The following is a 26,985-nucleotide window of genomic DNA, read 5'->3' as shown; positions in this document are numbered from 1 at the left end:
TCGTCCGCCTCGCCGGCGTCTGCCCCACCTGCAAAACACGGTTCCCCACAACAAAACCCAACTACCCACTCAGATCATGACAAAGCACTACTAGTCAGGCACTCCAGGCGGATCTGCTATCGCTGGCCTGGCCAGCGCCGTGGGGAGCATGTGCGACGGACGGCGCCTATCCTGCACCCGCCGACGTACGGGCACTCATCAGCTATGCCCTTGAACACGGGTGGCAGCCGGCGCTGCGGGGTGGAACGTTCGTGCTGTCCGAGCGCGAGCATGCGGCCCGGTTCTCCTTGCCTGGTTTTCTGCTGACCGACCGTCTGCTCACGCTGGAAAGCACGGACCCCACGGTCCGAGTAATGCGCGCCTACGAGGCTCGTCAGCGAGGCTGACGGACTACCGCTCATCGGCAGAAGCGGAAGTCAGCGACCCATGTCTCATGGCACAGCCCTGCTGCGGGATCACCGGGTGACGCGATGACCGCCGGGGTTTGCCGCTGACGGGAGCGGGTTTGCCGGTTGGCCGGCGAGCGCGTCGGTGAGGAAGTCGCGCCAGAGGGTCAGTGGTAGGCCGTCGCCGGTGATCGGTTTGCCGGCCATGTCGCGTACCGGTCCGGGGTTGGTGTGGCCGACCCAGACGACGGTGGCGAGCTGGGCGGTGTAGCCGGCCATCCAGGCGTCCTGAGTGTCCGGGCCGTCGCCCAGGATCTGGCTGCCGGCGATGCCGGCGGCGGGTCGGTCGGGCTCAGGGCGGTTGGCGCCCCGCTCGGCGATCATCGGCGGCTGCGGCGGCTTGGTGACCGTCGGCTTCGGCCCCACCGGTCGCCCCGCCACCAGGGACCGGGAGTCCAACGCCGTGGCCATGGCCCGACCGACGTCAGCGGCGACCTGCTCGCTCACCGCCCGGCTGCGCCGGGGTGCGGCCGAGTAGTGGCGGCGCCCTTCGCCATCCTCCACCGAGTCGACGAAGTGCCGCTCGCTGTAGGTGCCGCCGGAGGCGAGGGTGGCATAGACGCCGACCAGGTCGACCGGCGCGACCGGGTAACGGCCGAGGGCGATGTCGGCCCGGGTACGTCCGGCGGCCGGCTCGTTCTTCGCGTCGACCAGGGTGCGCTGGCTGCCGTACTTGTCGGGGATGCCGAGGCTGGTGGCCAGCTTGCGGACCTTGTCCGGCCCGATGTTCTGCGCGGCGGCGTAGAACGGCGTGTTCAGCGACAACGACAGCGCGTCTTCCAGGGTGCAGTCCCGGCACTGGAAGTTGTTCGGGTTGTAGAGGGGCACGCCGAACCGGTCCTTGAAGATTCGCGGGCTGCTGCCGTTCCAGCGAGTGTCGTACGGGATGCCGGAGTGCAGCGCGGCGGCGACGGTGACCGGCTTGAACGTGGCGGCCGGCGGCCGGGGCGCCTGCGCGTAGTCGAAGTAGCCGCTGCCCCGGTCCCCGCCGTAGTACGCCCGGATGCCGCCGGTGGCCGGGTCCTGGGCCACCAGCGCAGCCTGGAGGCCGAACGGCTGCTCGATCAGCGCCTTCTCGACCCGCTCCATCGCAGCCCGCTGAGCCGTGACGTCGAGGGTGGTCACCACCCGCAACCCGCCCGCGTAGAGGACCTGCCGGGAGATGCCCTTCGCCACGAGTTCGTTCTCGACCGCGTCGACGACGAGACCCAGCGGCCCACTCAACGCCTGCCGGTTCGGTGACCGGTCGGTGACCGTCGGGTACGCGCCGTCGGCGGTGCCGGGGGCGGCCCAGCCGAGTGTCTCCATCGACCGGACGAGCCATTTCCACCGGTCCCGCGCGCCGACCGGGTCCACCACCGGGTCGAACGCCCACGGATCCTTGATCAGGCTGGCCAGCACCGCACCCTGGGTGAGGGTGAGCTGCTCGACCGAGATGCCGAAGTAGGCGGCGGCTGCCGCCTGGATGCCGTACGCGCCGCGTCCGAAGTAGATCGTGTTCAGGTAACGCTGGAGGATTTCGTCCTTTGTGTACTTCCGTTCCAGTTTGAGCGCGAGGGCGAACTCCTTGGCCTTGCGTTCGGCGGTGACGTCCTGGGTCAGGTAGGCGTTGCGCGCGTACTGCTGGGTGATGGTCGAGGCGCCCTCGGAGGCACCGCTGAACAGGTTCGCCCAGACCGCCCGCAACACCCCCCGGGGCGAGACGCCGACGTGCTCGTCGTAGCTGCGGTCCTCGGCGGCGAGCACCGCCCGGCGTACCGCGAGCGGAATCTGGTCCAGGGTCACGTCGGTACGGTCGGAGATCCCGACCCGGGCCAGGATGGTCTTCCCGTCGCGGTAGTAGAGGACCGATGCCTGCACCACGGTCGGCTCCTTCGGCACCGGCACCGAGGCGACGTACGCCACCACCACCCCACCGGCCGCGAGGATCAGCAGCACCACGCCCGCCGCCGTCCACCGTAGCCAGCGCCGGGTGACCAGCCGGCGTAGCCCGAGCAGGCCGGACCGGCCGACGCGGCGCGCCACGGCAAGGGTGGTGGCGAACCCACCGGTCAACTCGCCCCGCCCAGGATCGGGGGCAGCACCTGCCGGGCGATGTCTGCGCAGGTCTTCGCCCCGTGGCCGAGGTCGCCGATCCGTTGCGGGTAGCGGGTCTGCACGGCGAGGATCCAGTTGTCGGCGATGGCCAGGCAGTTGACCACCCACAGCCCCTCGTTCACGTGCAGTGTCCAGCCGTTCGTCATCGCCACCGCGCCCTGCTGGTCGGCGGGGAGGGTCACGACGATGCCGAACCGCTCCTCCCTGGGGACCTGCCGCATCTCGTCCAGCACCCACTTCGTCCACTGGGAGCCGGCGGCCCGCCCGTCGGCGATGCAGGCACCCATCCGTACGGCGTCGTTCGACGACATCTCGGTCAGCGACCACCACCCCGGGCGGATCGCCGTATCGACCAGGCCGCAGAGCTCGATCAGCCGCTGGATGATCTGGTCCCCGCCGTTACGCCGGTAGAACGTCTGGGCGGCCTGGTCGTCGCCGTATCTGAGCACCGAGGAGAGCGCGGCGAGTTCGGCGGCGTTGGGTTGGAAACCGCGCTCGGACAGCCGGCGCAGGTCGTCGGCGGCTATCCAGACCGCGACCATCAGCTCGACCCGGTTGGGGCTCGCCGCGTTGCGGGATCCGGTCACCTCCAGGGTCTTCCGGTCGAGCATGGCCCAGGCGGACCAACCCGGGTCGGCCCGGGTGACCTCGTCGGCTGCCCGCCACCGGGGCAGGCCCACGACCACACCCGTGACCAGAAGCACCGATGCGAGGGTCGCCGCCGTCACGAGGCGCCTCTTCCACCGTGGGCGGGGTCGGACGCTCCGCTCGCCGTCGGGCGTCAGTCCTTCTTCGTGCACACCTCATAAACTCCGGCAACCGAATCAGCCGTTGCCTAAGATCTGATGAAGATTCGCTTCTGTCCTCTTCGTCGCCGACGGTGCCGTGCTGGAGCGCTTCGTCACCTACGACCGGCCACGCACGACGTCCTCGACGCCCACTGGGTCAGAATGATCCTGTGCCGAAACGCCCTGCCCGTCGAGCGACCGCCGACCCATCGACCCGCCTCTGTCCCTGCGGTTCGACCGAGCCGTACGGTGGCTGCTGTGGCCGCCTGCACCGGCGGGAGACCACCGCGGCGACGGCGGAGCAGCTTATGCGGTCCCGGTTCAGCGCCTTCTCCGTCGGGGACGCCGACTACCTGTCGCGGACCTGGCACTCCACCACCCGGCCGGCCCGGCTGACGCTCGACCCCCGGCAGCACTGGACCCGGCTCGACGTCCTCGGCGCCGAACAGGGTGGCCTCTTCGACACCACGGGCACGGTCGAGTTCCGGGCGCACTACCGCGAATCAGGACAGACCAACACGGTGTACGAGCGGAGCCGTTTTGTCCGCGAGGACGGACAGTGGGTCTACCTCGACGCGGACGAGTCGCACTGACCGGCGAGGGCTCCGACGCGACGTGACGGGCGGGGCGGGTGGGCGGCTGTCAGGTTGGGGCGGCACCGATCCGGGCACGGGCGCGGGCGATCTTGATCGCCCGGGTCAGGGTGTCGATGTCGTACGCGCCGTAGTGGCGCTGCTCGTTGATGAAGAACGTCGGGGTGCCGGAGACACCGCTCAGGTCAGCCGACTGGAGATCGCGAGCGACCCGTCCGGCGTACGTCTCCGAGCGCAACCCCTCCCGGAACCGCTCCCGGTCCAGGCCGAGCCGGTCGGCGTAACCGAGCAGGTCCGGCATTGTCAGCTTGTCCTGGTGGTCGAGGAGGAGGTCGTGCATCTCCCAGAACGCGCCCTGGGCGGCTGCCGCCTCGGCCGCCTCCGCCGCGAGCAGCGCCTGCGGGTGCACGTCGGTCAGCGGCAGGTGGCGCCAGACGTAACGCAGGTCGGCGTCGGCGAGCAGTTCGCGTACCGCCGGCTCGGCCTGGCCGCAGTACGGGCACTGGAAGTCGCCGTACTCGACCACCGTCACCGAGGCGTCCTCCGGTCCCCGTACGTGGTCGCGGTCCGGGTCGACCGGTGGGATGAGGTCGACCAACTGCTCGGCCACGCCGAGTAGGGCACGGGCCTTGCGGGCCTTCGGCAGTGCCGCCGTGATCCGGTAGACGGTCCAGGTGAGCAGGGAGGCGACCAGGGCCGCGGCGAGCACCCCGACCTTCGCCTCGACGAGTTGCTGGCCGTCGAAGGCGAGGGTGGCGATCAGCAACGACACGGTGAAGCCGATGCCGGCGATGGTGCCGCTGCCGAGGACCGCCGCCCAGCCGACCGTGGGGCGGATCCGGCCCCGGCTGACCAGCGCCAGCAGCCACGAGACGCCGACCACCGCGACCGGTTTGCCGATGACGTACCCGAGCAGGATGCCGAGGGTGATCGGCGAGGTGAAGGCGTGGGCGAGAAGCGTGCCGTCGATGGTGATGCCGGCGTTGGCCAGTCCGAAGAGCGGGACGATGACGTAGCTCGACCACGGGTGGTACCACCGCTGGAGCCGGTCGTTCGGCGAGAGTGACCGGGCCAGTCCGAGGGTGGCGGAGCGGGCGAGTTCGGCGGTGGGCTGCTCACGGTAGAGCTTGAACAGCTTGCTGGCCCGTTCGAGTGCACCCCGGGCCGGTGAGTAGGCGCTGGCGGTGAGCCCGATGAGAAGCCCGGCCACCACCGGCTCGACCCCGCTGGCCAGCAACGCACCCCAGAGAGCGACGCAGAACGGGGCGTAGACGACGCCTCGCCGTACGCCCAGCACCCGCAGCCCGAGCACGACGGCGAAGAACACGACCGCGAGGACCAGCGGCAGCATCCTGATGTGCTCGCTGTAGACCACGGCGATGACCACGAGTGCGAGCAGGTCGTCGACCACGAAGACGGTCAGCAGGAAGACCCGCGCCTGCTCGGGTACGTCCCGCCCGAGCAGTGCGAGCAGGCCGAGGGCGAGCGCGGTGTCGGTGGACATGGCCGCACCCCAGCCGTGCGCGCCGGGTCCGCCCTGGTTGACCAGTAGGAAGATCAGGACCGGGAGCAGCATGCCGGTGATCCCGGCGAACGCCGGCAGCAGGAAGCGCCGCCGGTCGCGGAGGTCACCGAGGTCGAACTCCCTGCGCGCCTCCAACCCGACGACCAGGAAGAAGAGTGTCATCAGCCCGCTGTTGACCCAGGTGCGCAGGTTGTAGCCCACGCTCCAGTTGCCGAGTTCGATGGAGAACCGGGTCTGCCAGAGCACCTCGTACGAGTGGGGGTCGAGGTTCGCCCAGAGCAGCGCCCCGGCGATGGCGGCGACCAGCACGCCCGCGCTGCCCGCCTCCGTACGGATGAACGTGCGCAGCGGCGCGGCGAGGCCATGGGTCCAGGTCGTCCGGCCGAGCATCCCGGAAGGAGGATGGTCAGCCACGCGGGCTCCGCGCCGTCACGGCACAAGACATCATCTGCTCCCTCACCAACAGAACCGATTATATGTCCGATGCTTACCGATAAGTTCACTTTCGCGGCGCGGGAGCGCAGGCCACGAGAAATCGACACAGTTACATTTAGCAAAGTTAACTGATAGGCTCCCGGCCATCGATGGGGGTGGGTGTCATGAGGTTTCGACGTGAGGTAATCGCCCTGGTGACCGGTGCCGCAACGGCGATCGCGACCGGGCTCGTCGCGGCACCGAACGGTCTCGCCGCACCGGCTGACGGGGCTCCGCCAGCCGTCCTCGTCGTCTGTACGTCACCACCCTGGGCCGAAGGTGTCACCTATCCGGTGGGAAGTCGGGTGACCTACAACGGCCGGCTCTACGAGGCACTGGTGACGCACACACCACCACCCGGAGCCGGTTGGAACCCGGTCGCGGCGGCCTCCCTCTGGCGCGACCTCGGCGCCTGCGACGGCGGTAGCAGCCCGACCCCGACCCGCACCCCGACGCCCTCCCCCACGGCCACCCGGACTCCCACCCCGTCGCCCACGCCGACCCGTACCCCGACTCCCACCCCGACGACCACCTCCCCGCCGGGGTCGGAGACGTGCGCGGTGAAGTCGCGGCCGGCCGGCAAGGTGCTGCACGGGTACTGGGAGAACTGGGACGGCGCGGCGAACGGGGTGCACCCCCCGCTCGGCTGGATCCCGATCACCGACCAGCGCATCCGTACCCACGGCTACAACGTGATCAACGCGGCCTTCCCGGTCATCCGCTCCGACGGCACCGTCCTCTGGGAGGACGGCATGGACGTGGGCGTGAAGGTCGCGACCCCGGCCGAAATGTGCCAGGCCAAGGCGGCGGGGCTCACCATCCTGCTCTCCATCGGAGGCGCGACCGCCGGCATCGACCTCAGCTCCAGCACCGTGGCCAACCGCTTCGTCGCGACCGTGGTGCCGATCCTCAAGCGGTACAACTTCGACGGCATCGACATCGACATCGAGACCGGCCTGACCGGCAGCGGCAACATCAACCAGTTGTCCACGTCGCAGGCGAACCTGATCCGCATCATCGACGGCGTGCTCGCCCAGATGCCCGCCAACTTCGGGCTCACCATGGCACCCGAGACCGCGTACGTCACCGGCGGCAGCGTCACGTACGGGTCGATCTGGGGTGCCTACCTGCCGATCGTGAAGAAGTACGCCGACAACGGCCGGCTCTGGTGGCTGAACATGCAGTACTACAACGGCAGCATGTACGGCTGCTCCGGCGACTCGTACGCCGCCGGCACCGTGCAGGGGTTCACCGCGCAGACCAACTGCCTGAACACGGGTCTGGTCGTCCAGGGCACCACCATCCGGGTGCCGTACGACAAGCAGGTGCCCGGCCTGCCCGCGCAGCCGGGAGCCGGAGGCGGCTACATGTCGCCCGCGTTGGTGGCGCAGGCGTGGAACACCTACCAGAACGGGCTCAAGGGGCTGATGACCTGGTCGCTGAACTGGGACGGCTCGAAGAACTGGACCTTCGGCGACAACGTCAAGGCGCTCCAGTCACGCTGAGCCACACCGGCCCACCCGCCGGCCGCGCGGTGGAGAGACTCCGCCGCACGGTCGAGTGGGTCAGCCGCGCAGCAGGTCGGCGTGGGCCGCGCGTAGCCGGAGCAGGGCCGGGTCGCTTCCCGGGACGACCCGGCGGTCGAGTTCGGCCCACGCCTCGGCGAGAGCGTCGGTCACCGCCCGCAGTTCGGCCGCGTGGCGACGCGCGCTCTGCTGGTGCAGTTCGTCGAGGCGGCGGGCCCAGCCCGCCGTGACCTCGGCGACCCGGTCGGCGTCGGCGCGGGCCCGCGCGACGGTGCGCGCCGCGGGTGCCGGCACGATCGCGGCGATCGGTCGCGGGTCACCGTCGCGGGCGATGACGGTGACCGTGTCGGTGAGTTCGGCGAGGGCGACAAGCTGGGTCAGCCGGGTGCGGGCCTCGCGCAGCGACAGCACGCGGGACCGGTCGAGATCCTGGTCCAGGGCGGGGGCAGCCATGGACACATGTTGCCGCCGGGGTACGACAATCCAGACTCCCGGGCCGTCATCGGTCCGCCTTCGCCCGCCCATCGGTCCGCCTTCACCCGCCCGGGGCGTCGAAGAGCCACGATATGGCTACCCGGTCACGACGACGGTCGTAGCGTGAACCAGGTGAAGGATGCCCGCCTGACCCGCCGTTCGCTACTCACGGCCACCGGCTCCGCCGCGGTCGCGGCCGGTCTCGTCGGCTGTGGGTCGTCAACGACGGCCAGGCCGCAGCCGAACCCGCAGTCGCCCAGCGCGCCACAGTCCCCGACCTCCCGGGCGGCCGGAACCGCGCCGCTCGACGAGGCGGCACTCCGTCGCAAGATCGCGAGCCTGCTCGTGGTCGGTTTCCGGGGCGAACAGGTCGGCGCGAACGACTGGATCATGAAGGCCGTACGCGAGGGTCTCGGCGGCGTGATCCTCTTCGACCGCGACCTCCAGACCGACGCCCCACGCAACATCACCTCGCCAGCGCAGGTCACCGCGCTCGTCAAGAGCCTGCGAGGGGCCTCGCCCGGACGACTGATCGTCTCGATCGACCAGGAGGGCGGGCGCGTCGCCCGGCTCAACCCGAGCAACGGATTCCCCGCCACCCGGTCGGAGGCCGAGATCGGGGCGGAGAACTCCCCGGCGGCCACCCGCACCTGGGCGCAGGGGCTGGTCCACAGCCTCACGTCGGTCGGCATCACACTCAACTACGCACCCGTCGTCGACCTCGACGTCAACCCGAACAACCCCGCGATCGGCAAGCTGGACCGCAGCTTCTCCGCCAATCCGGACATCGTCGTCGCCAACGCCACCGAGGAGATCAAGGTCCACCGGGAAGCCGGAGTGAAGACCTCACTCAAACACTTCCCCGGGCTGGGCAGCGCCACCGGCAACACCGACTTCACGGTGGTCGACGTGAGCAAGACCTGGCACCGCAACGAACTGGTGCCGTACCAGAAGTTGATCGCCAGCGGCAACGCCGACTCGATCCTCGTGGGCCACCTGCTCAACAGCCAGCTCGACCCGAAGCTCCCGGCCTCGCTCTCACCGGCGGTCGTGACGAACCTGCTCCGGGGAGAACTCGGTTGGAAGGGCCCGGTCGTCAGCGACGACATGCAGGCCGTGGCGATCTCCAGCAAGTTCGGCCGGGACGAGGCGGTCGCACTCGCCCTCGAAGCCGGGCTCGACCTGCTCGTGTTCGGAAACCAGCAGACGTACGACCCGAACATCGTCAACCAGACCCTCGACGACGTCGTCAACCTGGTCCGTACCGGTCGGATCACCGAGGCCCGGATCGACCAGTCGGTGGCCCGGGTCGACGCCCTCCGCCCGAAGGGCTGACCGGCGTCGACCCGGTTGCCGGGGTCAGAAGCCGGCGATGACCACCTTGCCGATGGTCGAGGAGGTCTCCAGCAGTTCGTGCGCCTGCCGCAGGTTCGCCGCGTCGATCGGCCCGAGCTGGGTGGTCATCGTGGTACGCAGGCGTCCGGCGTCCACCAGCCGGGCGGTCTCTTCGAGCAACTCGTGCTGGGCGGGGTCGGTGGGGAGGAAGAGCGGCCGGGTGAACATGAACTCCCAGTGCCAGCTGATGCTCTTCGCCTTGAGTGGCAGCAGGTCCAGCCCCTCGGGCTCGTCGATCGCGACGATGTGACCCCCGGGTCGCACGATCTCGGCGTAACTCTCGACGTTGCCCGCCGTGAACGGGCTGATCAGGTAGTCCACGCCGTCCGGGGCGACGGAACGCACGGACTCGACCAGGTTCCGGTGGTCGACCACCTGGTGGGCGCCGAGATCGGTGACCCACTGGCGGGACTCGGGCCGGGAGGCGGTGCCGACCACGGTCAGCTCGGTCAGGGTACGGGCGAGCTGGACCGCCATCGATCCGACCCCGCCGGCCGCCCCGAGGACGAGCAGCGTACCGGTGCTCTTCTCGGTCAGGGCGAACCGGTCGAAGAGCGCCTCCCACGCGGTGATCGTGGTCAGCGGGAGCGCCGCCGCCTCGGCGAAGGACAGGCTCGTCGGCTTGTGTCCGACCACGTGCTCGTCGACCACGTGGTACTGGGCGTTGCTGCCCGGCCGGCCGATCGAGCCCGCGTAGTAGACCTCGTCTCCGACGGTGAACCGGCTCACCCGGTCGCCGACCGCGGTGACCACGCCGGCCGCGTCGAATCCGAGCACCTTCAGCTCGCCGCCGGGGTCGACGCCGGCCCGGACCTTGACGTCGACCGGGTTCACCGAGACGGCCTCGACCCGTACGAGAAGATCGTTGGGGCCGGGCGTGGGAATCGGGGCCTCTGCGTCGAGAAGGCTCTCCGGGTCGGTGATCGGCAGGTTTCGGCGGTAACCCACCGCACGCATTGCATCGTTCATACCGGGACGCTATCCCCGACGCGATAGTTACCGTCAAGGGATCGTAGTTTCCGTTGGGTAGTACGGTGCCCGGATGAACCACAGCGCAACCGAGACCTGCGGACCCAACAACGTCTACGCCGCTGCCTGCCCCTGCCGCGACATGCTCGACCTGCTCGCGAACAAGTGGAGCGCCCTCGCCCTCGGCGCGCTTGAGCAGGGGCCGCAGCGCTTCGGCGCGATCAGGGCCCGCCTCCAGGGCATCAGCCCCAAGGTGCTCACCAACACCCTCCGGCGCCTCGAAGATCACGGGCTGGTCGACCGGACCGTCTATCCCGCCGTGCCACTGCACGTCGAGTACGCACTCACCCCACTCGGGCAGGACGCCTGCAAGCCCCTGGCGCACCTGCGGACCTGGGTCGAGCAGAACATCGACCGCTTTCCTGGCTGAACAAGGTGACCGGGGCGCGGGTGACGGCACGTCGGCACCGGCTCGGCTCGGCCCGGCTCGACAATCGGAACAGCTTGCCAATCGGAACAGCTCGGCAATCGGAACAGCTCGCCACCAGCATGCCGATGACGAGCCGTTCGACCTACCTGTCCAGTGGCGCGGATGGTCCCGCCACCGTAAAGATCCGCGGACGGACCGTACGCCTGCCTATGCCTCTTCGGCGGGCTTCGCCTCGCCCTCCGCGGGCTTCTCCTCTTCGTCCTTCGCTTCCTCGTCCTGCTCCGTAGCCTCCGCCTCGTCGGACGATTCGGGGGCCTCGGCCGGAGCGGGGGTGGTCCAGGAGAACTCGATCTCGACCGAGATCTCCGTGTCGCTCTCCCGCTCGATCTCCAGCTCGCACCGGACCTGGTCGGCGACGGTCACCGCACCGGCGGCACCGTAGAAGAGCTGTCCACCGGTCTCCAACTGGCTCGCCAGCTGACGCAACCACGCGGCCAGATCGGCCCGCGATACCTCACGAGCGTCCTCGTAAATTCCCATGCCGGACATGCTCGCATTCCACTGAGGACGATGTGCGCAGGGGTCCGGTGGGTCAGCCGCCGGGCCGACACCCGCCGGCGTCGACCGGACACGACCTTCCGGGCATCCGGTGCGACGCCCGCGCGAGCGTGCCATGATCGTCAAAGGAAAGGCCCGTCACCTGCGGAGACAGCCACAGCCTGGCGGGCCGGGATGACGCGGGAGGCGGGGATGGCCGTTCAGGTCGTGGTGCTCGACGACTACCAGAACGCGGCACGCGAGTTCGGTGGCTGGGAGAGGCTCGGCGAACAGGTCGAATTGACCGTCTTCACCGACCACATCGACGACGCCGAGGTTCTCGTCCAACGGCTCGCCGACGCCGAGGTCGTGGTGGCGATGCGGGAACGGACCGCCTTTCCCGAGGCGGTACTCGACCGACTGCCCCGGCTACGTCTGCTGGTCACCACCGGGATGGCCAACGTCGCCATCGACCTGGCGGCGGCCAAGCGACGGGGCGTCACCGTGACCGGCACCCGTGGGGTGCCCACCGGCACCGCGGAACTCACCTGGGCCCTGATCCTGGCACTCGTACGTCAGGTTCCCGCCGAGTCGCAGCGGGTACGGACCGGCGGCTGGCAGAGCACCATCGGCGGCGACCTGGCCGGGCACACTCTCGGCGTGGTCGGGCTGGGCCGGCTCGGCGCCCAGGTGGCGACGGTCGGCCGGGCGTTCGGGATGCAGGTCGTCGCGTGGAGTCAGCACCTCCGTCCGGAACACGCCGCCGAGTTGGGCGTACGCGCGGTGAGCAAGGAAGAGCTGTTCAGCGGTTCGGACATCGTGACCATCCACCTCCAGCTCGGCGACCGGACCCGGGGACTGATCGGCGCGGCCGAACTGCGGTCGATGCGCCCGGACGCGTACCTGGTGAACACCGCACGTGGGCCGATCATCGACGAGGCCGCCCTGCTCACCGCGCTTCGGGAGGGCTGGATCGCCGGCGCCGCGCTGGACGTCTTCGACGTGGAACCCCTGCCCGCCGACCATCCGCTGCGTACGGCACCGAACACGGTGCTGACCCCGCACCTCGGTTACGTCACCCGGGAGACCTACCGGGTGTTCTACGGCGACGCGGTGGAGGACATCGACGCCTTCCTGGCCGGACGCCCGGTGCGGGTGCTCTGAGCGGCGTCCTCAGGCACTCTGAGCGGCGTCCTCAGGCGGGGACGGTGATGGTCTTCTGCTCGACGTACCCGGCCAGGCCGGCCGCACCGTACTCGCGGCCGACGCCACTGGTCTTGAAGCCGCCGAACGGACCGTCGAAGCCGATCGGGGCGCCGTTGACCGTGAACGTGCCGGTACGCACCCGTCGTGCGATCTCCAGGCCGTGCGCGTCGTCGGCGGTCCAGACCCCGCCGCTGAGCCCGTACTCGGAGTCGTTGGCGATGCGGACCGCTTCCTCCTCGTCCTCGTACGGAATCACCACCAGGACCGGACCGAAGACCTCCTCGCGGGCGATCCGCATGGAGTTGTCGACGTCGGCGAAGAGCGTCGGCTTGACGTAGTTGCCCCGCTCCAGTCCCTCCGGGGACTCCGGTCCGCCGGTGACGAGCCGTGCGCCCTCCTCGACGGCGAGGCGGATGTAGTCACGGACGCGCTCCTGCTGGTCGGCCCGGACCAGCGGGCCGACGAAGGTGTCGTCGTCCGACGGGTCGCCGACCTTGAGGCTCTCCAGCAGGTCCTTGAGTTCGGCGACGACCTCTTCGTACCGGGAGCGCGGGGCGAGGATCCGGGTCTGGGCGATGCACGCCTCGCCGTTGTTGGCCAGGCAGGAGAACTTCAGCGACGGTACGACCTGCGTGAGGTCCGCGTCGGGGAGGATGATCGCAGCGGACTTCCCGCCGAGTTCCAGCCCCACGCGCTTGAGCTGTCGACCCGCGACGGCCGCGATCGCCCGGCCCGCGCGGGTGGAGCCGGTGAAGGAGATCTTGTCGACGCCGGGGTGCGCGACCAGGTACTCGCTGGTTTCGCGGTCGGCCGGAAGGACGCTGACCACACCCTCGGGCAGGCCCAGTTCGTCGAAGATCTCCGCCAGCACCATCATGCTCAGCGAGTTCTCGGGCGAGGTCTTGAGCACGACCGTGCAGCCCGCCAGGAGGGCGGGGACCAGCTTGGCCAGCGCGGCGGAGTAGGGCGAGTTCCACGGGATGACCGCGGCGACCACACCGGTCGGTTCGCGGCGTACGACGCTGCGGAAGGGCGCGCCGGGGATGGAGGATTCGAGGGTCTCCTCCCAGCCGAACTCGCGGGCGGCCTTGAGGTATCCGAGGGCCTGACGGGTGAGTCCGGCCTGGCCCGCCTTGTTGAACCAGTGCGGGTTGCCGCGCTCCTTCGTGATCAGTTCGGCGATCTCGTCGGCGCGTGCCTCCCGCAGCGCGTTGAGCCGGACGACCAGTTCCTGCCGTTCCTCCGGGGAGGTACGCGACCAGGGGCCCTCGTCGAACGCCCTGCGGGCCGCGGCCACCGCGCGGTCGACGTCAGCCGGGTACGCCTGCACCGAGCGGCCGACCAGCGACTGGTCGTGGGGTGAGCGGATGTCGAGCAGGTCGGGGCTGCTCGGGGCGGTCCACGTGCCGCCGATGTAGAGCTTGTCACGCACGATCATGGTGTCCTCCTGCTGCCGGATCCTCATCCGCACAAATGCTAGTTCGCTGTGGCTGAACTACCACTCAACCGCCACGATTGTGTGACACTTCATTTCACATAGCATCCAAGGAGGGACGGAAGTGGACGTACACCCCTGCCGCGTCTCCCAGGCGTCCCGGTCGGGCCCACAACCGTCACAAAAGAGCAGCTCAGCAGAGGTCTTCCGCCACACCGAGGGTACACTTAGCGCCATGAGAGCCGATGCCGTGCGCAACCTCGACGCCGTCCTGCACACCGGTGCACGGCTGCTGGCGGAGGACCCGGCGACGAGCATCGCGACGATCGCGGCGCAGGCGGGCGTCGACCGGCGCACCGTCTACCGACGGTTCCCGACCAGGGACGCTCTCCTGTCCGCCGTCTACGTGGCAAAGCTCGACGCCTCGGATGAGGCACTCGACGAGGCCCGACTCATCGAGGCTCCGGTCGCCGTGGCGCTGCACCGCTACGTCGAATCGATCATCCCGGTCAGCCGTCAGTGGCCCCTGCACCTGCGCCGCCTGATCCGACAGGACCCGGAGGCGTCCGAGCGGGCCGACGCGCAGACCGGTCGCCTCCGCGATTTCCTCGCCCGCGCGGTCGACGAGGGTCTGATACGAGCGGACCTCCCGGACGGCTGGGCCCTGGCCACGCTCGGACGACTCGTGGACAACGCGGCGCACGACTTCCCCGACCTCGCACCGGGTCAGGCCGCCGACCTGGTCGTCTCCACCTTCCTCGACGGGGTCGGACAGCGCTGACCCACGCGCTGGCAGATGACGTACTCCCTAGGGTTGATCCGAAACCGACTTCCCCGTCTGGGTACGGGCCATGTAGTCGGCGTACCAGGTGGGCCAGTCCGGGTCCTCACGCCCGGTTTCCGCCTCGTGCCTGCCGTGGGCCGCCGCCGCGTCACGAAGGGACTGCTCCAGTTCCTGCACAGACGAGTAGACAATTTCCATGGGGATCTCCGTTCCGGACGGCGGTCAGCGGCCGGTTGCCCACTGCTTCATCTCCTGCGACGGAAAGCCATTGCCCTCCGGTCGTTGAACGACGCGAACGAGCGGTAGCCACGGCATTCCCGATCCGGACCGCGCTACGCCACCGGTCAGATATCGACGGCCAGCCGGGCCATGAAATGAGTCGACAACGACTCAGGACGGGCGAGCAGCCTGCCGCCAATCCGCGCCGCTGATCGTCGGGCGGTGCCGCGTGCTTTAAGGAAGGTTTAAGAACCTATCGGGTACGGGCGGAAAGCGCCTAACATACGGCGGCTGTGGCCGTCCGGTCAGCTTGTCGTGCCTTGCTTGTTGGGAAGTGACCCGTGTCCTACACCTCGTTCCGCGAACCCGACGCGAGCCCACCGCCGTCGCGTCCGGGCCTCCTGCGACGGCTCGCCCGGGACAAGCGGAGCATGGCCGCCAGCGTGGCCGCCGTCGTGATCGTCGTCGCGGTCGCAGTCGTGTACGTCGCCGACGCCGCCACCAACCCCGAGCCGTCGAACGCGGCCAACGCCCTCGTGGACACCTCGCCGTCGGCCGCGCAGGCGCTCGGCGCGTCGCCGTCCGCCGCCGCGACGCCGGCCGCCGCGACGCCGTCCGCCGCCGCGACACCTTCGGCCGCTGCCCCGCCGAAGATCCCCAAGACCGGCTGGGTCCCGGTCGACGACGCGGCCTGGAAAGCGCAGGTCAACGCGTACAACGCATTGAAGATCGACCCCGTTCCGGCTGGTGTGGGCAACCTCGCGGAGTTCCGGGCAGACTGCCAGTACAGCCACTCACTGCCGGACGACCCGATCGTCGCCCCCGGCCTCCCCGGCGCCTCGCACATGCACTCCTTCGTCGGGAACAAGGCCGTCGACGCGGGCACGGTGGCCGAGGATCTGACGAAGTTCACGGCCACCACCTGCAAGCCGGTCCAAGACCACTCCGCCTACTGGGTGCCGACGCTCTACGACAACTCGACCGGCAAGCCGGTCGAGACCACCGGCTTCCGGGTCTACTACCGCTCGCACATGCAGGACTCGACCGGCCAGATGCCGATGCCCAACGGCCTGCGCATGATCACCGGCGACGCCAAGAAGAAAAAACCGACACCGCGCGGCGCGACCGGCCAGTTCTACTGCGCCTTCTACGGCCCCGGCGACCTCGACGGCATCGCCCGCAGCACCAACGGCAACTGGCCCATCTGCGGCGGGGACGCCACGCTGCACTTCATGATGCAGTTCCCGGACTGCTGGGACGGCAAGCACCTGGACAGCCCCAACCACAAGGACCACGTGGCGTACGGCGCGGGCAACGCCTGCCCGCGCAGCCACCCGGTGAAGATCCCGGCGATCACCTTCGACATCCAGTACGGAGCGAAAGGCACCCCGGCGGGCTACTACCTCTCCTCCGACAAGGAAGGCAAGAGCGCCTCGTCGATGCACGGTGACGCTTTTGTGATGTGGGACGTCGACACCATGAACAAGCGCACCAAGAACTGCGTGCTACAGCGCCGGACCTGCGACAACTACGGATACCAGAAGTAACGCGACGACGAGACAGGGCCGTTCACGAGACGGCCCTACTCGGAGCCCTTGGCGTCCAGGAAGAGTTCGATGGCCTCGACGACAAGGCGGTGGTCGTCGAGTTGGGGCAGGCCCGAGACGGTGACGGTGCCGACCGGGCCGGTGCCCCTGAGGATGATCGGGAAGCAGCCACCGTGCGCGGCGTACTGGGCCGTTTCGAGGTGGGACTGTTCCTCGAAGGTGGTGCCACGGTCGCGGTAGGTCTGGCCGACGAGGTAGGAGCTGTGTCCGAACCGGCGGACGACCCGGATCTTGCGTTCGATCCAGTCGTCGTTGTCGGGCGACGTGCCGGGAAGCGCGCAGTGGAAGAGTTGGTGGTCGCCCCGGCGGATGTCGACGGTGACGGCGAGGCTCCGCTCTCGGGCCAGTCCGACCAGGCGATTGCCCAGGTCCCAGGCGTCGTCATGGTCGAAGCGGTCGAACTGGAGGCGTTCCTCCTGCTCCTGAAGCTCTGGCGTCACGGCGTACCGTCCCTTCCTCGTTCGTCGGATCATCTAAACAGAGGAAGGATCGGCGACCGGCTGCACGGTCCACCGGGTACGCCCACGAGACTCGAAAAAGACTTCTTCGGCGATGTCGAGAACTCGTGGCTGGCTTCGTCCCCGCAACGAACGCGACCACAATTGTTCGCACCCGTACCGAGGAGAAACCCACGATGGCCAAGTACCTGCTGCTCAAGCACTACCGCGGCGCCCCGGCTTCGGTGAACGACGCACCCATGGACCAGTGGACGCCGGAGGAGATCTCGGCCCACGTGCAGTACATGAACGACTTCGCGGCCCGACTGGAGGGAACCGGCGAGTTCGTCGACAGTCAGGCGCTCGCGCCCGGAGGGACGTTCGTCCGGTACGACGGCGAGGGCCGTCCACCGGTCACCGACGGCCCCTTCGCCGAGACCAAGGACCTCATCGCCGGCTGGATGGTGATCGACGTCGACAGCTACCAGCGCGCCGTCGAACTGGCCGGGGAACTGTCGGCCGCCCCCGGGGCGGGCGGTAAGCCGATCCACGAGTGGCTTGAACTGCGCCCGTTCCTGGGCACGTCGCCCACCATCACGGAGTGATCCCTGAAGTGAACGAGGCGCTGCTCCGGAGCCTCACGCCGAGCGTGCTCGGGATCCTCGTCCGCCGCGGAGCCGACTTCGCGGCGGCCGAGGACGCCGTGCAGGACGCGCTGGTCGAGGCCGTCCGCGTCTGGCCGGTCGACCCGCCACGGGACCCTAAGGGCTGGCTGGTCACCGTGGCCTGGCGGAAGTTCCTCGACGTGACCCGGGCGGATGCCGCCCGCCGCAGGCGCGAGGACCTCGTCGACGACGAGCCGGCACCCGGGCCGGCGCCTTCGGTGGACGACACACTCCAGCTCTACTTCCTGTGCGCCCACCCGTCGCTGACACCGTCGTCCGCGGTCGCGCTCACGCTCCGCGCCGTCGGCGGGCTGACCACCCGCCAGATCGCCCGTGCCTACCTGGTACCCGAGGCGACCATGGCGCAGCGCATCAGCCGAGCCAAGCGCACCGTCTCCGGCGTGCGGTTCGACCAGCCCGGTGACGTCGCCACCGTGCTGCGCGTCCTCTACCTCGTCTTCAACGAGGGCTACTCCGGCGACGTCGACGTGGCCGCCGAGGCCATCCGGCTCACCCGGCAGCTCGCGGCCACGTTCGACCACCCCGAGGTGGCCGGATTGCTCGCCCTCATGCTGCTCCACCACGCCCGGCGTTCCGCCCGGACCGCGCCCGACGGCAGCCTGGTGCCCCTCGCCGAGCAGGACCGAGGCCGGTGGGACACCAGGTCGATCGCCGAGGGTGTCGACATCCTGCAGGCGGCCCTCACCCGCGACCGGCTGGGCGAGTTCCAGGCCCAGGCCGCCATCGCGGCACTCCACGCTGACGCACCCAGCGCCGAGGAGACCGACTGGGTGCAGATCGTCGAGTGGTACGACGAGCTAGCGCGCCTGACCGACAGCCCGGTCGTCCGGCTCAACCGCGCGGTGGCGGTCGGCGAGGCCGACGGACCACGCGCCGGCCTGGCGGCGCTCGCGGCGCTGGACGACTCACTCCCCCGCCACACCGCGGTGGCGGCGCATCTCCACGAGCGCGACGGCGACCTGGCGACGGCGGCACGGTTGTACGCCGAGGCGGCCCGGAAGGCGCCCCACCTCGCCGAGCGCGACCACCTGACGCGTCAGGCCGCCCGACTCAACGCTCCCGGGTATCACTGACGGGTCATACGTCCTCACGCGGCGCTATCGAGGCGTACGGGTCCGAGATCGCGCCAAACTTGATTCATTCCAGAACAGTGGGCTATGTTCACCACGTGACGTCCGACTTCGAGGCACAGCTTCGGGCGGTCTCGTTGCGCGTGACCCGACCCCGGTTGGCGGTGCTCGCAGCGCTGCACGACCACCCGCACGTCGACACCGACACGGTGATCGCGCTGGTACGGGCGGCTCATCCCACAGTCTCCCACCAGGCGGTCTACGACGTACTACGAGCGCTCACCGACGCCGGCCTGGTACGGCGTATCCAGCCGGCCGGTGCGACCGCCCGCTACGAGTCCCGGGTGGCGGACAACCACCACCACGTCGTCTGCCGCTCCTGCGGCGCGATCGCCGACGTCGACTGCGCCGTCGGCGACTCTCCCTGTCTCACCGCCTCGGACGACCACGGTTTCGTGGTAGACGAGGCGGAGGTCGTCTACTGGGGCACCTGCCCCGACTGCGCGACCGAACGCACGCCCCAGTGATTCGCCAGCTCGGAAGGAAGCAGATGAGCGACACCCAGAACAATGGTCCCTCCAGCGCGCAGGGCGTGGACCAGAAAGAAGCGGCCGGCTGCCCGGTCGCGCACGACTCCGTCACCGCGCACGGCAGCGAGAGCGAGAACCCGGCGATCGACTCGCCGACCCCGAAGACCGGCGGTCGTCCGCGTACCAACCGGGACTGGTGGCCCAACCAGCTCGACCTCTCGGTGCTGCACGCCCACTCGTCCAAGGGCAACCCGCTCGACAAGAACTTCAGCTACGCCAAGGAATTCGAGAAGCTCGACGTCGAGGCCCTCAAGCAGGACATCGTCGAGGTGCTCACCACCTCGCAGGACTGGTGGCCGGCCGACTTCGGCCACTACGGCGGCCTGATGATCCGGATGAGCTGGCACGCCGCCGGCACCTACCGCATCCAGGACGGTCGCGGCGGAGCCGGCGACGGCGGTCAGCGTTTCGCCCCGCTCAACAGCTGGCCGGACAACGCCAACCTCGACAAGGCCCGCCGGCTGCTGTGGCCGGTCAAGCAGAAGTACGGCCAGAAGATCTCCTGGGCCGACCTGCTCGTGCTCGCCGGCAACGTCGCCCTGGAGTCGATGGGGTTCAAGACCTTCGGTTTCGGCTTCGGTCGCGAGGACGTATGGGAGCCCGAGGAGATCTTCTGGGGTCCCGAGGACGCCTGGCTCGGCGACGAGCGCTACGTCTCCGAAACGGAGATGGCGCAGGGAGTCGGCGCGACCGAGATGGGACTCATCTACGTCAACCCCGAAGGGCCGCGCGGCAGTGCGGACTTCCTGGCGGCGGCGCACTTCATCCGCGAGACCTTCGGCCGGATGGCGATGAACGACGAGGAAACCGTCGCCCTCATCGCCGGCGGCCACACCTTCGGCAAGACCCACGGTGCCGGCGTCGCCGACCGCCACGTGGGCGCGGAGCCCGAGGGCGCCCCGCTGGAGGCGCAGGGCCTGGGCTGGCTCAGCACCCACGCCAGCGGCAAGGGCGGTGACACGATCACCAGCGGCCTCGAGGTGACGTGGACCGACCGGCCGACGCAGTGGAGCAACCGCTTCTTCGAGATCCTCTTCGGTTACGAGTGGGAGCTCACCACGAGCCCCGGTGGCGCCAAGCAGTGGGTCGCCAAGGACGCCGAGGCAATCATTCCGGACGCCTACGACTCGGCGAAGAAGTACAAGCCGACGATGCTCACGACCGACCTGTCGCTGCGCTTCGACCCGACGTACGAGAAGATCTCGCGTCGTTTCCTGGAGAACCCCGACGAGTTCGCGTTGGCCTTCGCCAAGGCCTGGTACAAGCTGCTGCACCGCGACATGGGTCCGGTCAACCGCTTCCTGGGACCGTGGGTCGCCGAGCCCCAGCTGTGGCAGGACCCGGTGCCGGCCGTCAACGGTGAACTCGTCGGTGACGCCGACGTCGCCGCTCTCAAGGCGAAGGTTCTGGAGTCCGGCCTCACGACCGCCCAGCTCGTCTCCACCGCCTGGGCCTCCGCCGCGAGCTACCGGTCCACCGACAAGCGCGGCGGCGCCAACGGCGGTCGGCTCCGGCTCGAACCCCAGCGCGGCTGGGAGGTCAACCAGCCCGAGCAGCTCGCGACGGTCCTGGACACCCTGGAGGGCATCCAGCGGGAGTTCAACGGTGCCGGCGGCGCGACGATTTCGCTCGCCGACCTGATCGTGCTGGCCGGCTCGGCCGCCGTCGAGAAGGCGGCACGCGAAGCCGGCTTCGAGGTGACCGTGCCGTTCCGGGCGGGCCGCACCGACGCCACCCAGGAGCAGACCGACGTCGAGTCCTTCCGGGTCCTTGAGCCGCGCGCCGACGCGTTCCGCAACTACCTGCGCCCCGGCGAGAAGACCCAGCCGGAGGTGCTGCTCATCGACCGCGCCTACATGCTCAACCTGACCGCGCCCGAGATGACCGTTCTTCTCGGCGGCCTGCGCTCCCTCGGTGCCAACGTCGGCGGCGCCAGCCACGGGGTCCTCACCGACCGGCCCGGCGTGCTCACCAACGACTTCTTCGCCAACCTGCTCTCCCCGGGCACCCGGTGGAAGGCGTCGGAGTCCGACGAGCACGTGTACGAGATCCGTGACCTGGCCACCGATGAGGTGAAGTGGACCGCCACCGCGGTCGATCTCATCTTCGGCTCCAACTCCCAGCTGCGAGCCCTCGCGGAGGTCTACGCCAGCCAGGACGCCCGCGACAAGTTCGTGACGGACTTCGTCGCAGCCTGGACCAAGGTCATGGAACTCGACCGGTTCGACCTGGCCTGACCGGCCCCTACTGACGAGCCCCGGTCGATCGCGCGGCGATCGACCGGGGCTCGTCGGCCATGAGCCTGGTGGCGTACACAGCACGACAAGGTCTTGTCACGGTCAGTCCAGGTGGCGTCGACGTCAGCAGATTGATCCCTGAAACCTGATGTTAATTCATGTTAGAACAGAAGTAGATCCATGTGAATGAATGTCGCAACACTTATCCATGGATGGACTTCAATGAAGTGAGTAACTTGCTGGCTTGCACGATCCTGCGTTGATCCCCTTGATCTCCGGGAGGCCGCATGTCCAGACGGTCCACATCCCTACTCGCGCTCGGGGCGCTGCTCGCGTCGGGCACCGCCCTGAACACAGCAGCCGGCGCCGGGCCGGCACACGCCGCGAATCCGGCCAGCTCCCTCGTGGTGCCGGTGGATGCGCCCGATACACCCAACCTCGCCGGTCTCGGCCAGCTCGGGGTGACCCTCTTCGGCACCACCCAACTCGACGTCGACCGGGTGGACCTGGCCACCGTGCGGCTGGGCCACCCCGGCACCGGCGTCGGGATGGCCCAGGTGGTCGGCGCCGGCCCGCTCGGCACGATCACCGACGCGAACGCCGACGGCCGCGACGACCTGCGGCTCTACTTCGACAAGGAGACGCTGCGCGCCGAGGGACAACTGACCGCGGCCAGCACCACACTGACCCTCTCCGGCCGTACCGTCGACGGCCGCGAGATCCGGGGCACCGACCGGGTCGCCCCGATCGTCGTACTGGAAGTCAAGTTCCAGGAAACCCTCGCCGTACGCGGCCAGGACCGCGACCTGCACAGCACCCGGGGATCGGGCCTGACGGGGGTCCGGGCGGTGCTGGACCGGCACCGGGCCGCACACCTCTCACCGCTGGTTCCGGCCACGGCCGTGGCGCAACTGTCCCGGCTCACCGCGCAGGCGTCTTCCCACTCCGGCCAGCCCGCGCCGGACCTGGCCTCCTGGTACCAGGTGACACTGCCGGCCGGCGCGGACGTGACGGCCGCGCTCAAGGACCTCCAGGCACAACCCGAGATCGCGTACGTCTACCCGGCGCCGGAGCCGGCCCCGCCGCCGGCCACACCGGACTTCACCAGTCGACAGGGCTACCAGCGGCCGGCGCCACAGGGGGTGGACGCGGACTACGCCCGCCAGGACCCACGTGCCCGGGGTGCGGACATCCGGATCGCCGACCTGGAGTACGACTGGAACCCGTTCCACGAGGACCTGAACCTCGACTGGTCCAGCGACCTTGGCGGCAGCCAGTACCCGCGCAACACCAGCTTCGCCGACGAGCACGGCACCGCCGTCTTCGGCGAGCTGGTCGCCGACGAGAACGGGTACGGGGTCACCGGCGGCGTACCCGACGCCACCATGTACGGCATCTCGCCCATGCAGCGGCTCAGCAGCGGACAGGCCAGCTACCGACCGGCAGCGTCGATGACCCACGTGGCCCAGTACCTCCGAGCCGGTGACGTGCTGCTGATCGAGCAGCAGACGGTGGGCCCGAACGGCGGTACCCGCTATGTCCCGCTGGAATGGACGCAGTCGGTGTTCGACGCCACCCGGCTGCTCACCCAACTCGGCGTCATCGTGGTCGCCACCGGCGGGAACGGCGGTGAAAACCTGGACGCCCCCGAGTTCCAGGGGCGCTTCAACCGCGCGGTACGCGACTCCGGCTCCATCATGGTCGGGGCTGGCTCGGACACCACCCGGGCCCGGCTCAACTTTTCCGTCTACGGCTCCCGGGTCGACCTGCAGGGCTGGGGGCAGAACATCACGACCACCGGCAGCAACGGCAACCTCCAGGGCGGCACCACCCCGGCGAACCGGAACATCCGCTACACCCGGTCGTTCGGCGGCACCTCCGGGGCCGGACCGATCGTCACCGGCGCCGTGGCGGCCGTGCAGTCGTACCTCAAGGCCACCGGCCGACCGGTCTGGACCGCCAGCCAGATCTCCACGCTGTTGAAGAACACCGGCACCCCGCAGGGCGGCAACACCGCTCAGCGGATCGGCCCGCTGCCGAACCTGCGCGCCGCGCTGGCGCAGGTGCAGGTCCCGGCGGCGGGTGCGGTGTCGGCCCCGGCGGGGGTGACCGGATGAGTACCGTGAAGCCGGAGAATCCAGCCGGTGTCCGGCGCCGTACCGGCGGTCGAGTCAGGGCCGGCGCGGCGGTGATCACCGTGTTGGCCGCGCTGGTCGGCGCGATCGGCCTCCCCGGCAGGTCGGTCGCCGCGCCAGGCGACCCGTTCCAGCCGATCGACCCGCAGCGGTGGCAGGACCAGCAGACGATGACCTGGTCTGACTACCGACCGGTGCCCCGGGCGGACTGGGCCAACCCGGGCCGCCAACCGAGCCAGCGCAAACTGCGAATCGCGCTGGTCGCCTCGGACTTCCCGGACCAGCCGTTCGTCATCACCCAGCCGCGTAACTCGGACCGGTTCGGCAACCCGCAGGTGGCGCCCGTGCCCCGGGCCGAGGTGCCCCGCTTCTACGCCAACTTCTGGGGTACGCCGAACGAGTTCAACCACGGGCACACCGTCAACGAGTACTGGATGGAGCAAACCGCCGGGCGGCTCGGGGTCGAGTTCACGCCGTTCGGCCCGTACCGGCTCGGCCGCAACCTGTTCGAGTACGGCCTGAACGACATCGGCCAGGAACGCGCCGGCTGCCCGTCCGGGTACACCTGCAACGGCGACCTCGACCCCGACGTGGACGCGCTCTGGCGGGCGGCCGAGGGATCGGACGTCCGGTCGCGGTTCGACCTGGTACTGCGCGTCTACGCCGGGTACGACGAGACATCGGTCTGGCAGGAGTTCGGCGAGATGATGTTCCAGACCAAGGAGGACATCCCGGACGCGTGGGGGCCACCGGACCCGAACCTGCCGAACTGGGTGCGCTCCCGCTACGTGCCGTGGACGTCCTGGCGCGCTGGCGCGCAGCTCTGGGGCTCGTCGAGCATGCGCCAGGGAGAGAGTTCCGGCACGATCACGCACGAGATCGCGCACACCTTCGGCATCGCCGACAACAACAACAATCCCTACGCGACACCGTACCGTCGGGTCGGATCGGGTCCCTGGGACGTGATGGACCGGGGGTCGTTCAACGGTCCGGGCGGACCACACCAGCGGTGGGTGGTGCCGGCGGCGCAAGGCGCCTCGATGCCGGCCGGACAGACCCTCCGCAGCAAGCTGAAGCTCGGCCACATCGCCGAGGCGCAGGTGATCCGGCTCTCCCGGGAGGCGCTCGCCTCCTCCGGCCTGGTCGTGCTCGACGTGCGGGCCCGCTCGGCGCTCGCCAGCGGAGTGCAGGGCATCCGGATCGGCATGAACTCCGACCGCACCCCCACCTGCAACATCAACACGGACCCGCGCTGCGCCGGCACGCCGGCCTACGACTTCTACACGGTGGAGACCGTGCAGCGCATCGGCGCGGACTCGTTCACCCCGGACAACGGGGTGCTGATCGCCAAGAACAAGACCGCCGAGACGAACACCTGCGGGTACCTCTGCTTCACCTGGGTCGTCGACGCCAACCCGCAGGACGTCAACCTGGTCGACTACTACAAGCCGGACGGCACGCCGGTCAAGCGGACCATCGCCGATTCCCGGCAGCTCAACGACGCCCTGTTTCACGCCGGCACCAACTCCGGCAGCCAGGACGAGTACGTCGACCAGGCCAACCGGCTGCACTTCTACGTCCTGGACCGCAAGACCGACGCCGACGGGGTGCTCTCCTACACCCTGGCGGTCCGGTCGCTCGACGGGGCCGGCCCGCACGTGCGGGGCGTGACCCTGGGACAGGGCACCCCGTCCGGCAGCCCGCAGGGCACCGGCGCCACCTGTAACTTCAACCTGTCCAACACCGGCCGGTACGTGGCCGGCGGGGCGTCGCACCCGGAGGACGTCAGCCAGTACCTGCGGGCGGACGTCTACCGGCTCTCCGCGTCGGTCACCGGTCAGGGCTGGCGGGTCGAACTGCCCACCGAGCTGACCAGCGCCCCGTTCGGCGGTTCGGTGCCGGCGCGGGCCTGGGTGGCGGCGACCGCCACGGCAGCGACGTCCGGCGTGGTACGCCTCACCGCCACCTCGGTCAGCGACCCGAACCGTACCGCCACCGCCACCTGCACCCTCGCCCGCTGAACGTTCGTCACCGCCCTTCCATCCGGCGCTGTCCGGCCCGGTGGAAGGGCGGTGCGGCTACGAGGGTTGATCGACGGCGTGGCGTGGGATCCTGTCCGCGTCGCGCGGAGGTTCGGGCGTGGTCGGCACCGGCCGGCGGTGGCGGAGTCCGGTGTCGTAGGCCCGGGCCGCTCGATCAGCCCGCCCTCGTCCGGCAGCCAGGTCCTCGACCCAGCCGAACAACGCGATCGCCACCATGGTGAGCACCACTGTTCCGGCGAGCCGCAGGATCAGGCGGACGGTCGAATCGCCTGGTGTGACCGACAGCAGCAGGATGCCGACGAGGGTGCCGGCCGGCAGGTGCCACAGATAGATCGTGACCGCGCGGGCGTTGATCAGCCGTAGGGCGCGATCGATCGAACGGACCCGGGTCAGCCGATCCGTCCGAGGCTGAAAACGGAGCACCGCCGCGACGACCGCCAGGGACCACCAGGGGTTGGCGGCGAGTGCGTCGTCGACCTGCCCGGCGGGGAGCAGCGAGTTGTTGACGTACCACCAGATGAGGCCGACCGCGGCGAGCACCGCCAGGGCGGCGACGTACCGACGGCGAGGCACGCGGCGAAGCAGACCGTCGCGATGCGCGAACCCGATGAGCCAGCAGGGCGCGTACGTGATGATGAAGTAGCCGGGCAGGTCGGAGCCGATGAGCGCGTACAGGAGGGGCAGCGTCGTCGCGACGGCGAGGGTCAGCTTGGGCCAACGACGGAAGACCACCAGCAGTACGGGTGAGAGCGTCACCAGCCACAGGTAGGTGACCAGGTACCAGAGCGAGATGTTGAAGGCCCACGCCCAGGGCGGGCCGCCGACCGGGGGCACCTGCGCGGGCACTATCCAGAAGACGAGTTCGCCCCATCCGAGCGGACCAGTCGGCGGCACGCGCCAACCGTTGAGCAGCATCACCGGCACCGCCACCAGGCCGAAGACCCACAGCGAGGGCAGCAGCCGGCGTAGGCGAGATCCGAGCGAGCGTAGTCCCCCTCGGTCGAGGGACTTCACCATGAGCGAAGCGGCCAGGCCGAGCATCAGACCCATGGCGGGAAAGACGATGGTCAGCCAGACCCAGCCGGTCGTGTGATAGAGAACGACCCGGCCCAGCGCGAGTGCCCGCCACAGGTCGAGGTAGCCCTCTCGCTCCGGCCTGGCAGGGGGCTCTACCGTCCCACGCGCTGCTGTCCCCTCCTGCCCAGGCATGCGGCTATCTTTCCACGATACGTACGGTATATGGCTGTTTATGCCTTTTTGCTGGGCGGCTGGCGCACCGTAAG

General features: G+C 69.6%; 23 protein-coding genes. 13 read left to right on the top strand and 10 right to left on the bottom strand.

The annotated features are described in order from the left end of the window. Positions 1-455: 455 nt before the first annotated feature. Together ACIBF5_RS24705 and ACIBF5_RS24700 are read right to left on the bottom strand one after the other, a co-directional pair. A complete protein-coding gene (locus ACIBF5_RS24705) occupies positions 456-2,471 on the bottom strand; it encodes a transglycosylase domain-containing protein (RefSeq protein WP_396815245.1) in 2,016 nt (671 codons plus the stop codon). Positions 2,472-2,497: 26 nt separating this feature from the next. Continuing rightward, the gene (locus tag ACIBF5_RS24700) at positions 2,498-3,247 is read right to left on the bottom strand and encodes a hypothetical protein (RefSeq protein ID WP_396815244.1); all 750 of its coding nucleotides are present in this window, start codon (positions 3,245-3,247) and stop codon (positions 2,498-2,500) included. A 254-nt stretch (positions 3,248-3,501) separates the two neighbouring features. On the opposite strand from ACIBF5_RS24700, the gene ACIBF5_RS24695 reads away from it, so the two are divergent. Next, complete coding sequence (locus tag ACIBF5_RS24695; protein WP_396815243.1) at positions 3,502-3,924, top strand: YchJ family protein; 423 nt, start codon at positions 3,502-3,504, stop codon at positions 3,922-3,924. Positions 3,925-3,973: 49 nt separating this feature from the next. Here ACIBF5_RS24695 and nhaA read toward each other — a convergent pair whose 3' ends face one another. Continuing rightward, complete coding sequence (gene nhaA, locus ACIBF5_RS24690; RefSeq protein ID WP_396815249.1) at positions 3,974-5,839, bottom strand: Na+/H+ antiporter NhaA; 1,866 nt, start codon at positions 5,837-5,839, stop codon at positions 3,974-3,976. A gap of 209 nt (positions 5,840-6,048) precedes the next feature. Between nhaA and ACIBF5_RS24685 the strand changes: the two genes are divergently transcribed. After that, complete coding sequence (locus tag ACIBF5_RS24685) at positions 6,049-7,428, top strand: glycosyl hydrolase family 18 protein (RefSeq protein WP_396815242.1); 1,380 nt, start codon at positions 6,049-6,051, stop codon at positions 7,426-7,428. A 60-nt stretch (positions 7,429-7,488) separates the two neighbouring features. Here the strand turns inward: ACIBF5_RS24685 and ACIBF5_RS24680 are convergent, their stop codons facing one another. After that, complete coding sequence (locus ACIBF5_RS24680; protein WP_396815241.1) at positions 7,489-7,902, bottom strand: type II toxin-antitoxin system Phd/YefM family antitoxin; 414 nt, start codon at positions 7,900-7,902, stop codon at positions 7,489-7,491. Between the two features lie 144 nt (positions 7,903-8,046). Between ACIBF5_RS24680 and ACIBF5_RS24675 the strand changes: the two genes are divergently transcribed. Beyond that, complete coding sequence (locus ACIBF5_RS24675; protein ID WP_396815240.1) at positions 8,047-9,258, top strand: glycoside hydrolase family 3 N-terminal domain-containing protein; 1,212 nt, start codon at positions 8,047-8,049, stop codon at positions 9,256-9,258. A gap of 24 nt (positions 9,259-9,282) precedes the next feature. Here ACIBF5_RS24675 and ACIBF5_RS24670 read toward each other — a convergent pair whose 3' ends face one another. Continuing rightward, positions 9,283-10,287, bottom strand: a complete 1,005-nt coding sequence (locus ACIBF5_RS24670; protein WP_396815239.1) for a zinc-binding alcohol dehydrogenase family protein — start codon at positions 10,285-10,287, stop codon at positions 9,283-9,285. Positions 10,288-10,360: 73 nt separating this feature from the next. Between ACIBF5_RS24670 and ACIBF5_RS24665 the strand changes: the two genes are divergently transcribed. Continuing rightward, a complete protein-coding gene (locus ACIBF5_RS24665; RefSeq protein ID WP_396815238.1) occupies positions 10,361-10,717 on the top strand; it encodes a winged helix-turn-helix transcriptional regulator in 357 nt (118 codons plus the stop codon). A 207-nt stretch (positions 10,718-10,924) separates the two neighbouring features. On the opposite strand, the gene ACIBF5_RS24660 is transcribed toward ACIBF5_RS24665, so the two are convergent. Next, on the bottom strand, positions 10,925-11,257 hold the full coding sequence (locus ACIBF5_RS24660; protein ID WP_396815237.1) for an amphi-Trp domain-containing protein: 333 nt from the start codon (positions 11,255-11,257) through the stop codon (positions 10,925-10,927). Positions 11,258-11,467: 210 nt separating this feature from the next. Here ACIBF5_RS24660 and ACIBF5_RS24655 point away from each other — a divergent pair, with 210 nt between their 5' ends. Next, positions 11,468-12,418: a D-2-hydroxyacid dehydrogenase family protein gene (locus ACIBF5_RS24655; protein WP_396815236.1), complete on the top strand. Its 951-nt coding sequence runs from the start codon at positions 11,468-11,470 to the stop codon at positions 12,416-12,418. Positions 12,419-12,449: 31 nt separating this feature from the next. Here ACIBF5_RS24655 and ACIBF5_RS24650 read toward each other — a convergent pair whose 3' ends face one another. Beyond that, complete coding sequence (locus ACIBF5_RS24650; protein WP_396815235.1) at positions 12,450-13,925, bottom strand: aldehyde dehydrogenase; 1,476 nt, start codon at positions 13,923-13,925, stop codon at positions 12,450-12,452. A gap of 205 nt (positions 13,926-14,130) precedes the next feature. Here ACIBF5_RS24650 and ACIBF5_RS24645 point away from each other — a divergent pair, with 205 nt between their 5' ends. Further along, a complete protein-coding gene (locus ACIBF5_RS24645) occupies positions 14,131-14,676 on the top strand; it encodes a TetR/AcrR family transcriptional regulator (protein ID WP_396815234.1) in 546 nt (181 codons plus the stop codon). Positions 14,677-14,703: 27 nt separating this feature from the next. Here ACIBF5_RS24645 and ACIBF5_RS24640 read toward each other — a convergent pair whose 3' ends face one another. Continuing rightward, positions 14,704-14,877 (bottom strand): hypothetical protein, encoded by a 174-nt coding sequence (locus ACIBF5_RS24640; RefSeq protein WP_396815233.1) that lies wholly within the window; start codon positions 14,875-14,877, stop codon positions 14,704-14,706. Positions 14,878-15,239: 362 nt separating this feature from the next. On the opposite strand from ACIBF5_RS24640, the gene ACIBF5_RS24635 reads away from it, so the two are divergent. Then, positions 15,240-16,445 carry a DUF1996 domain-containing protein gene (locus tag ACIBF5_RS24635; protein ID WP_396815232.1) on the top strand — a complete coding sequence of 402 codons (1,206 nt, stop codon included), beginning with the start codon at positions 15,240-15,242 and terminating at the stop codon, positions 16,443-16,445. A 35-nt stretch (positions 16,446-16,480) separates the two neighbouring features. Here ACIBF5_RS24635 and ACIBF5_RS24630 read toward each other — a convergent pair whose 3' ends face one another. Further along, positions 16,481-16,945 carry a heme-degrading domain-containing protein gene (locus ACIBF5_RS24630; protein WP_396815231.1) on the bottom strand — a complete coding sequence of 155 codons (465 nt, stop codon included), beginning with the start codon at positions 16,943-16,945 and terminating at the stop codon, positions 16,481-16,483. 194 nt (positions 16,946-17,139) lie between these two features. Between ACIBF5_RS24630 and ACIBF5_RS24625 the strand changes: the two genes are divergently transcribed. The 6 genes from ACIBF5_RS24625 to ACIBF5_RS24600 all read left to right on the top strand — a co-directional run bounded on the left by ACIBF5_RS24625 (position 17,140) and on the right by ACIBF5_RS24600 (position 25,681). After that, a complete protein-coding gene (locus ACIBF5_RS24625) occupies positions 17,140-17,547 on the top strand; it encodes a YciI family protein (protein WP_396815230.1) in 408 nt (135 codons plus the stop codon). An 8-nt stretch (positions 17,548-17,555) separates the two neighbouring features. Next, complete coding sequence (locus ACIBF5_RS24620; RefSeq protein ID WP_396815248.1) at positions 17,556-18,701, top strand: RNA polymerase sigma factor; 1,146 nt, start codon at positions 17,556-17,558, stop codon at positions 18,699-18,701. Positions 18,702-18,796: 95 nt separating this feature from the next. Further along, on the top strand, positions 18,797-19,225 hold the full coding sequence (locus ACIBF5_RS24615) for a Fur family transcriptional regulator (RefSeq protein ID WP_396815229.1): 429 nt from the start codon (positions 18,797-18,799) through the stop codon (positions 19,223-19,225). A 23-nt stretch (positions 19,226-19,248) separates the two neighbouring features. Beyond that, the gene (katG, locus tag ACIBF5_RS24610) at positions 19,249-21,525 is read left to right on the top strand and encodes a catalase/peroxidase HPI (RefSeq protein ID WP_396815228.1); all 2,277 of its coding nucleotides are present in this window, start codon (positions 19,249-19,251) and stop codon (positions 21,523-21,525) included. Between the two features lie 287 nt (positions 21,526-21,812). Next, the gene (locus tag ACIBF5_RS24605; RefSeq protein ID WP_396815227.1) at positions 21,813-23,642 is read left to right on the top strand and encodes a S8 family serine peptidase; all 1,830 of its coding nucleotides are present in this window, start codon (positions 21,813-21,815) and stop codon (positions 23,640-23,642) included. Beyond that, positions 23,639-25,681, top strand: a complete 2,043-nt coding sequence (locus ACIBF5_RS24600) for a peptidase M6 (protein ID WP_396815226.1) — start codon at positions 23,639-23,641, stop codon at positions 25,679-25,681. Before ACIBF5_RS24605 ends, ACIBF5_RS24600 begins: the two co-directional genes overlap by 4 nt. A 57-nt stretch (positions 25,682-25,738) precedes the next feature. On the opposite strand, the gene ACIBF5_RS24595 is transcribed toward ACIBF5_RS24600, so the two are convergent. Further along, positions 25,739-26,911: an acyltransferase gene (locus ACIBF5_RS24595; protein ID WP_396815225.1), complete on the bottom strand. Its 1,173-nt coding sequence runs from the start codon at positions 26,909-26,911 to the stop codon at positions 25,739-25,741. Positions 26,912-26,985: the final 74 nt, after the last annotated feature.

Source organism: Micromonospora sp. NPDC050417, assembly GCF_044458865.1.
In the GTDB taxonomy this organism is placed as follows: Bacteria; Actinomycetota; Actinomycetes; order Mycobacteriales; family Micromonosporaceae; genus Micromonospora_G.
Note: the sequence above shows the minus strand (reverse complement) of the source record. Positions and strands in the feature narration are given on the sequence as shown.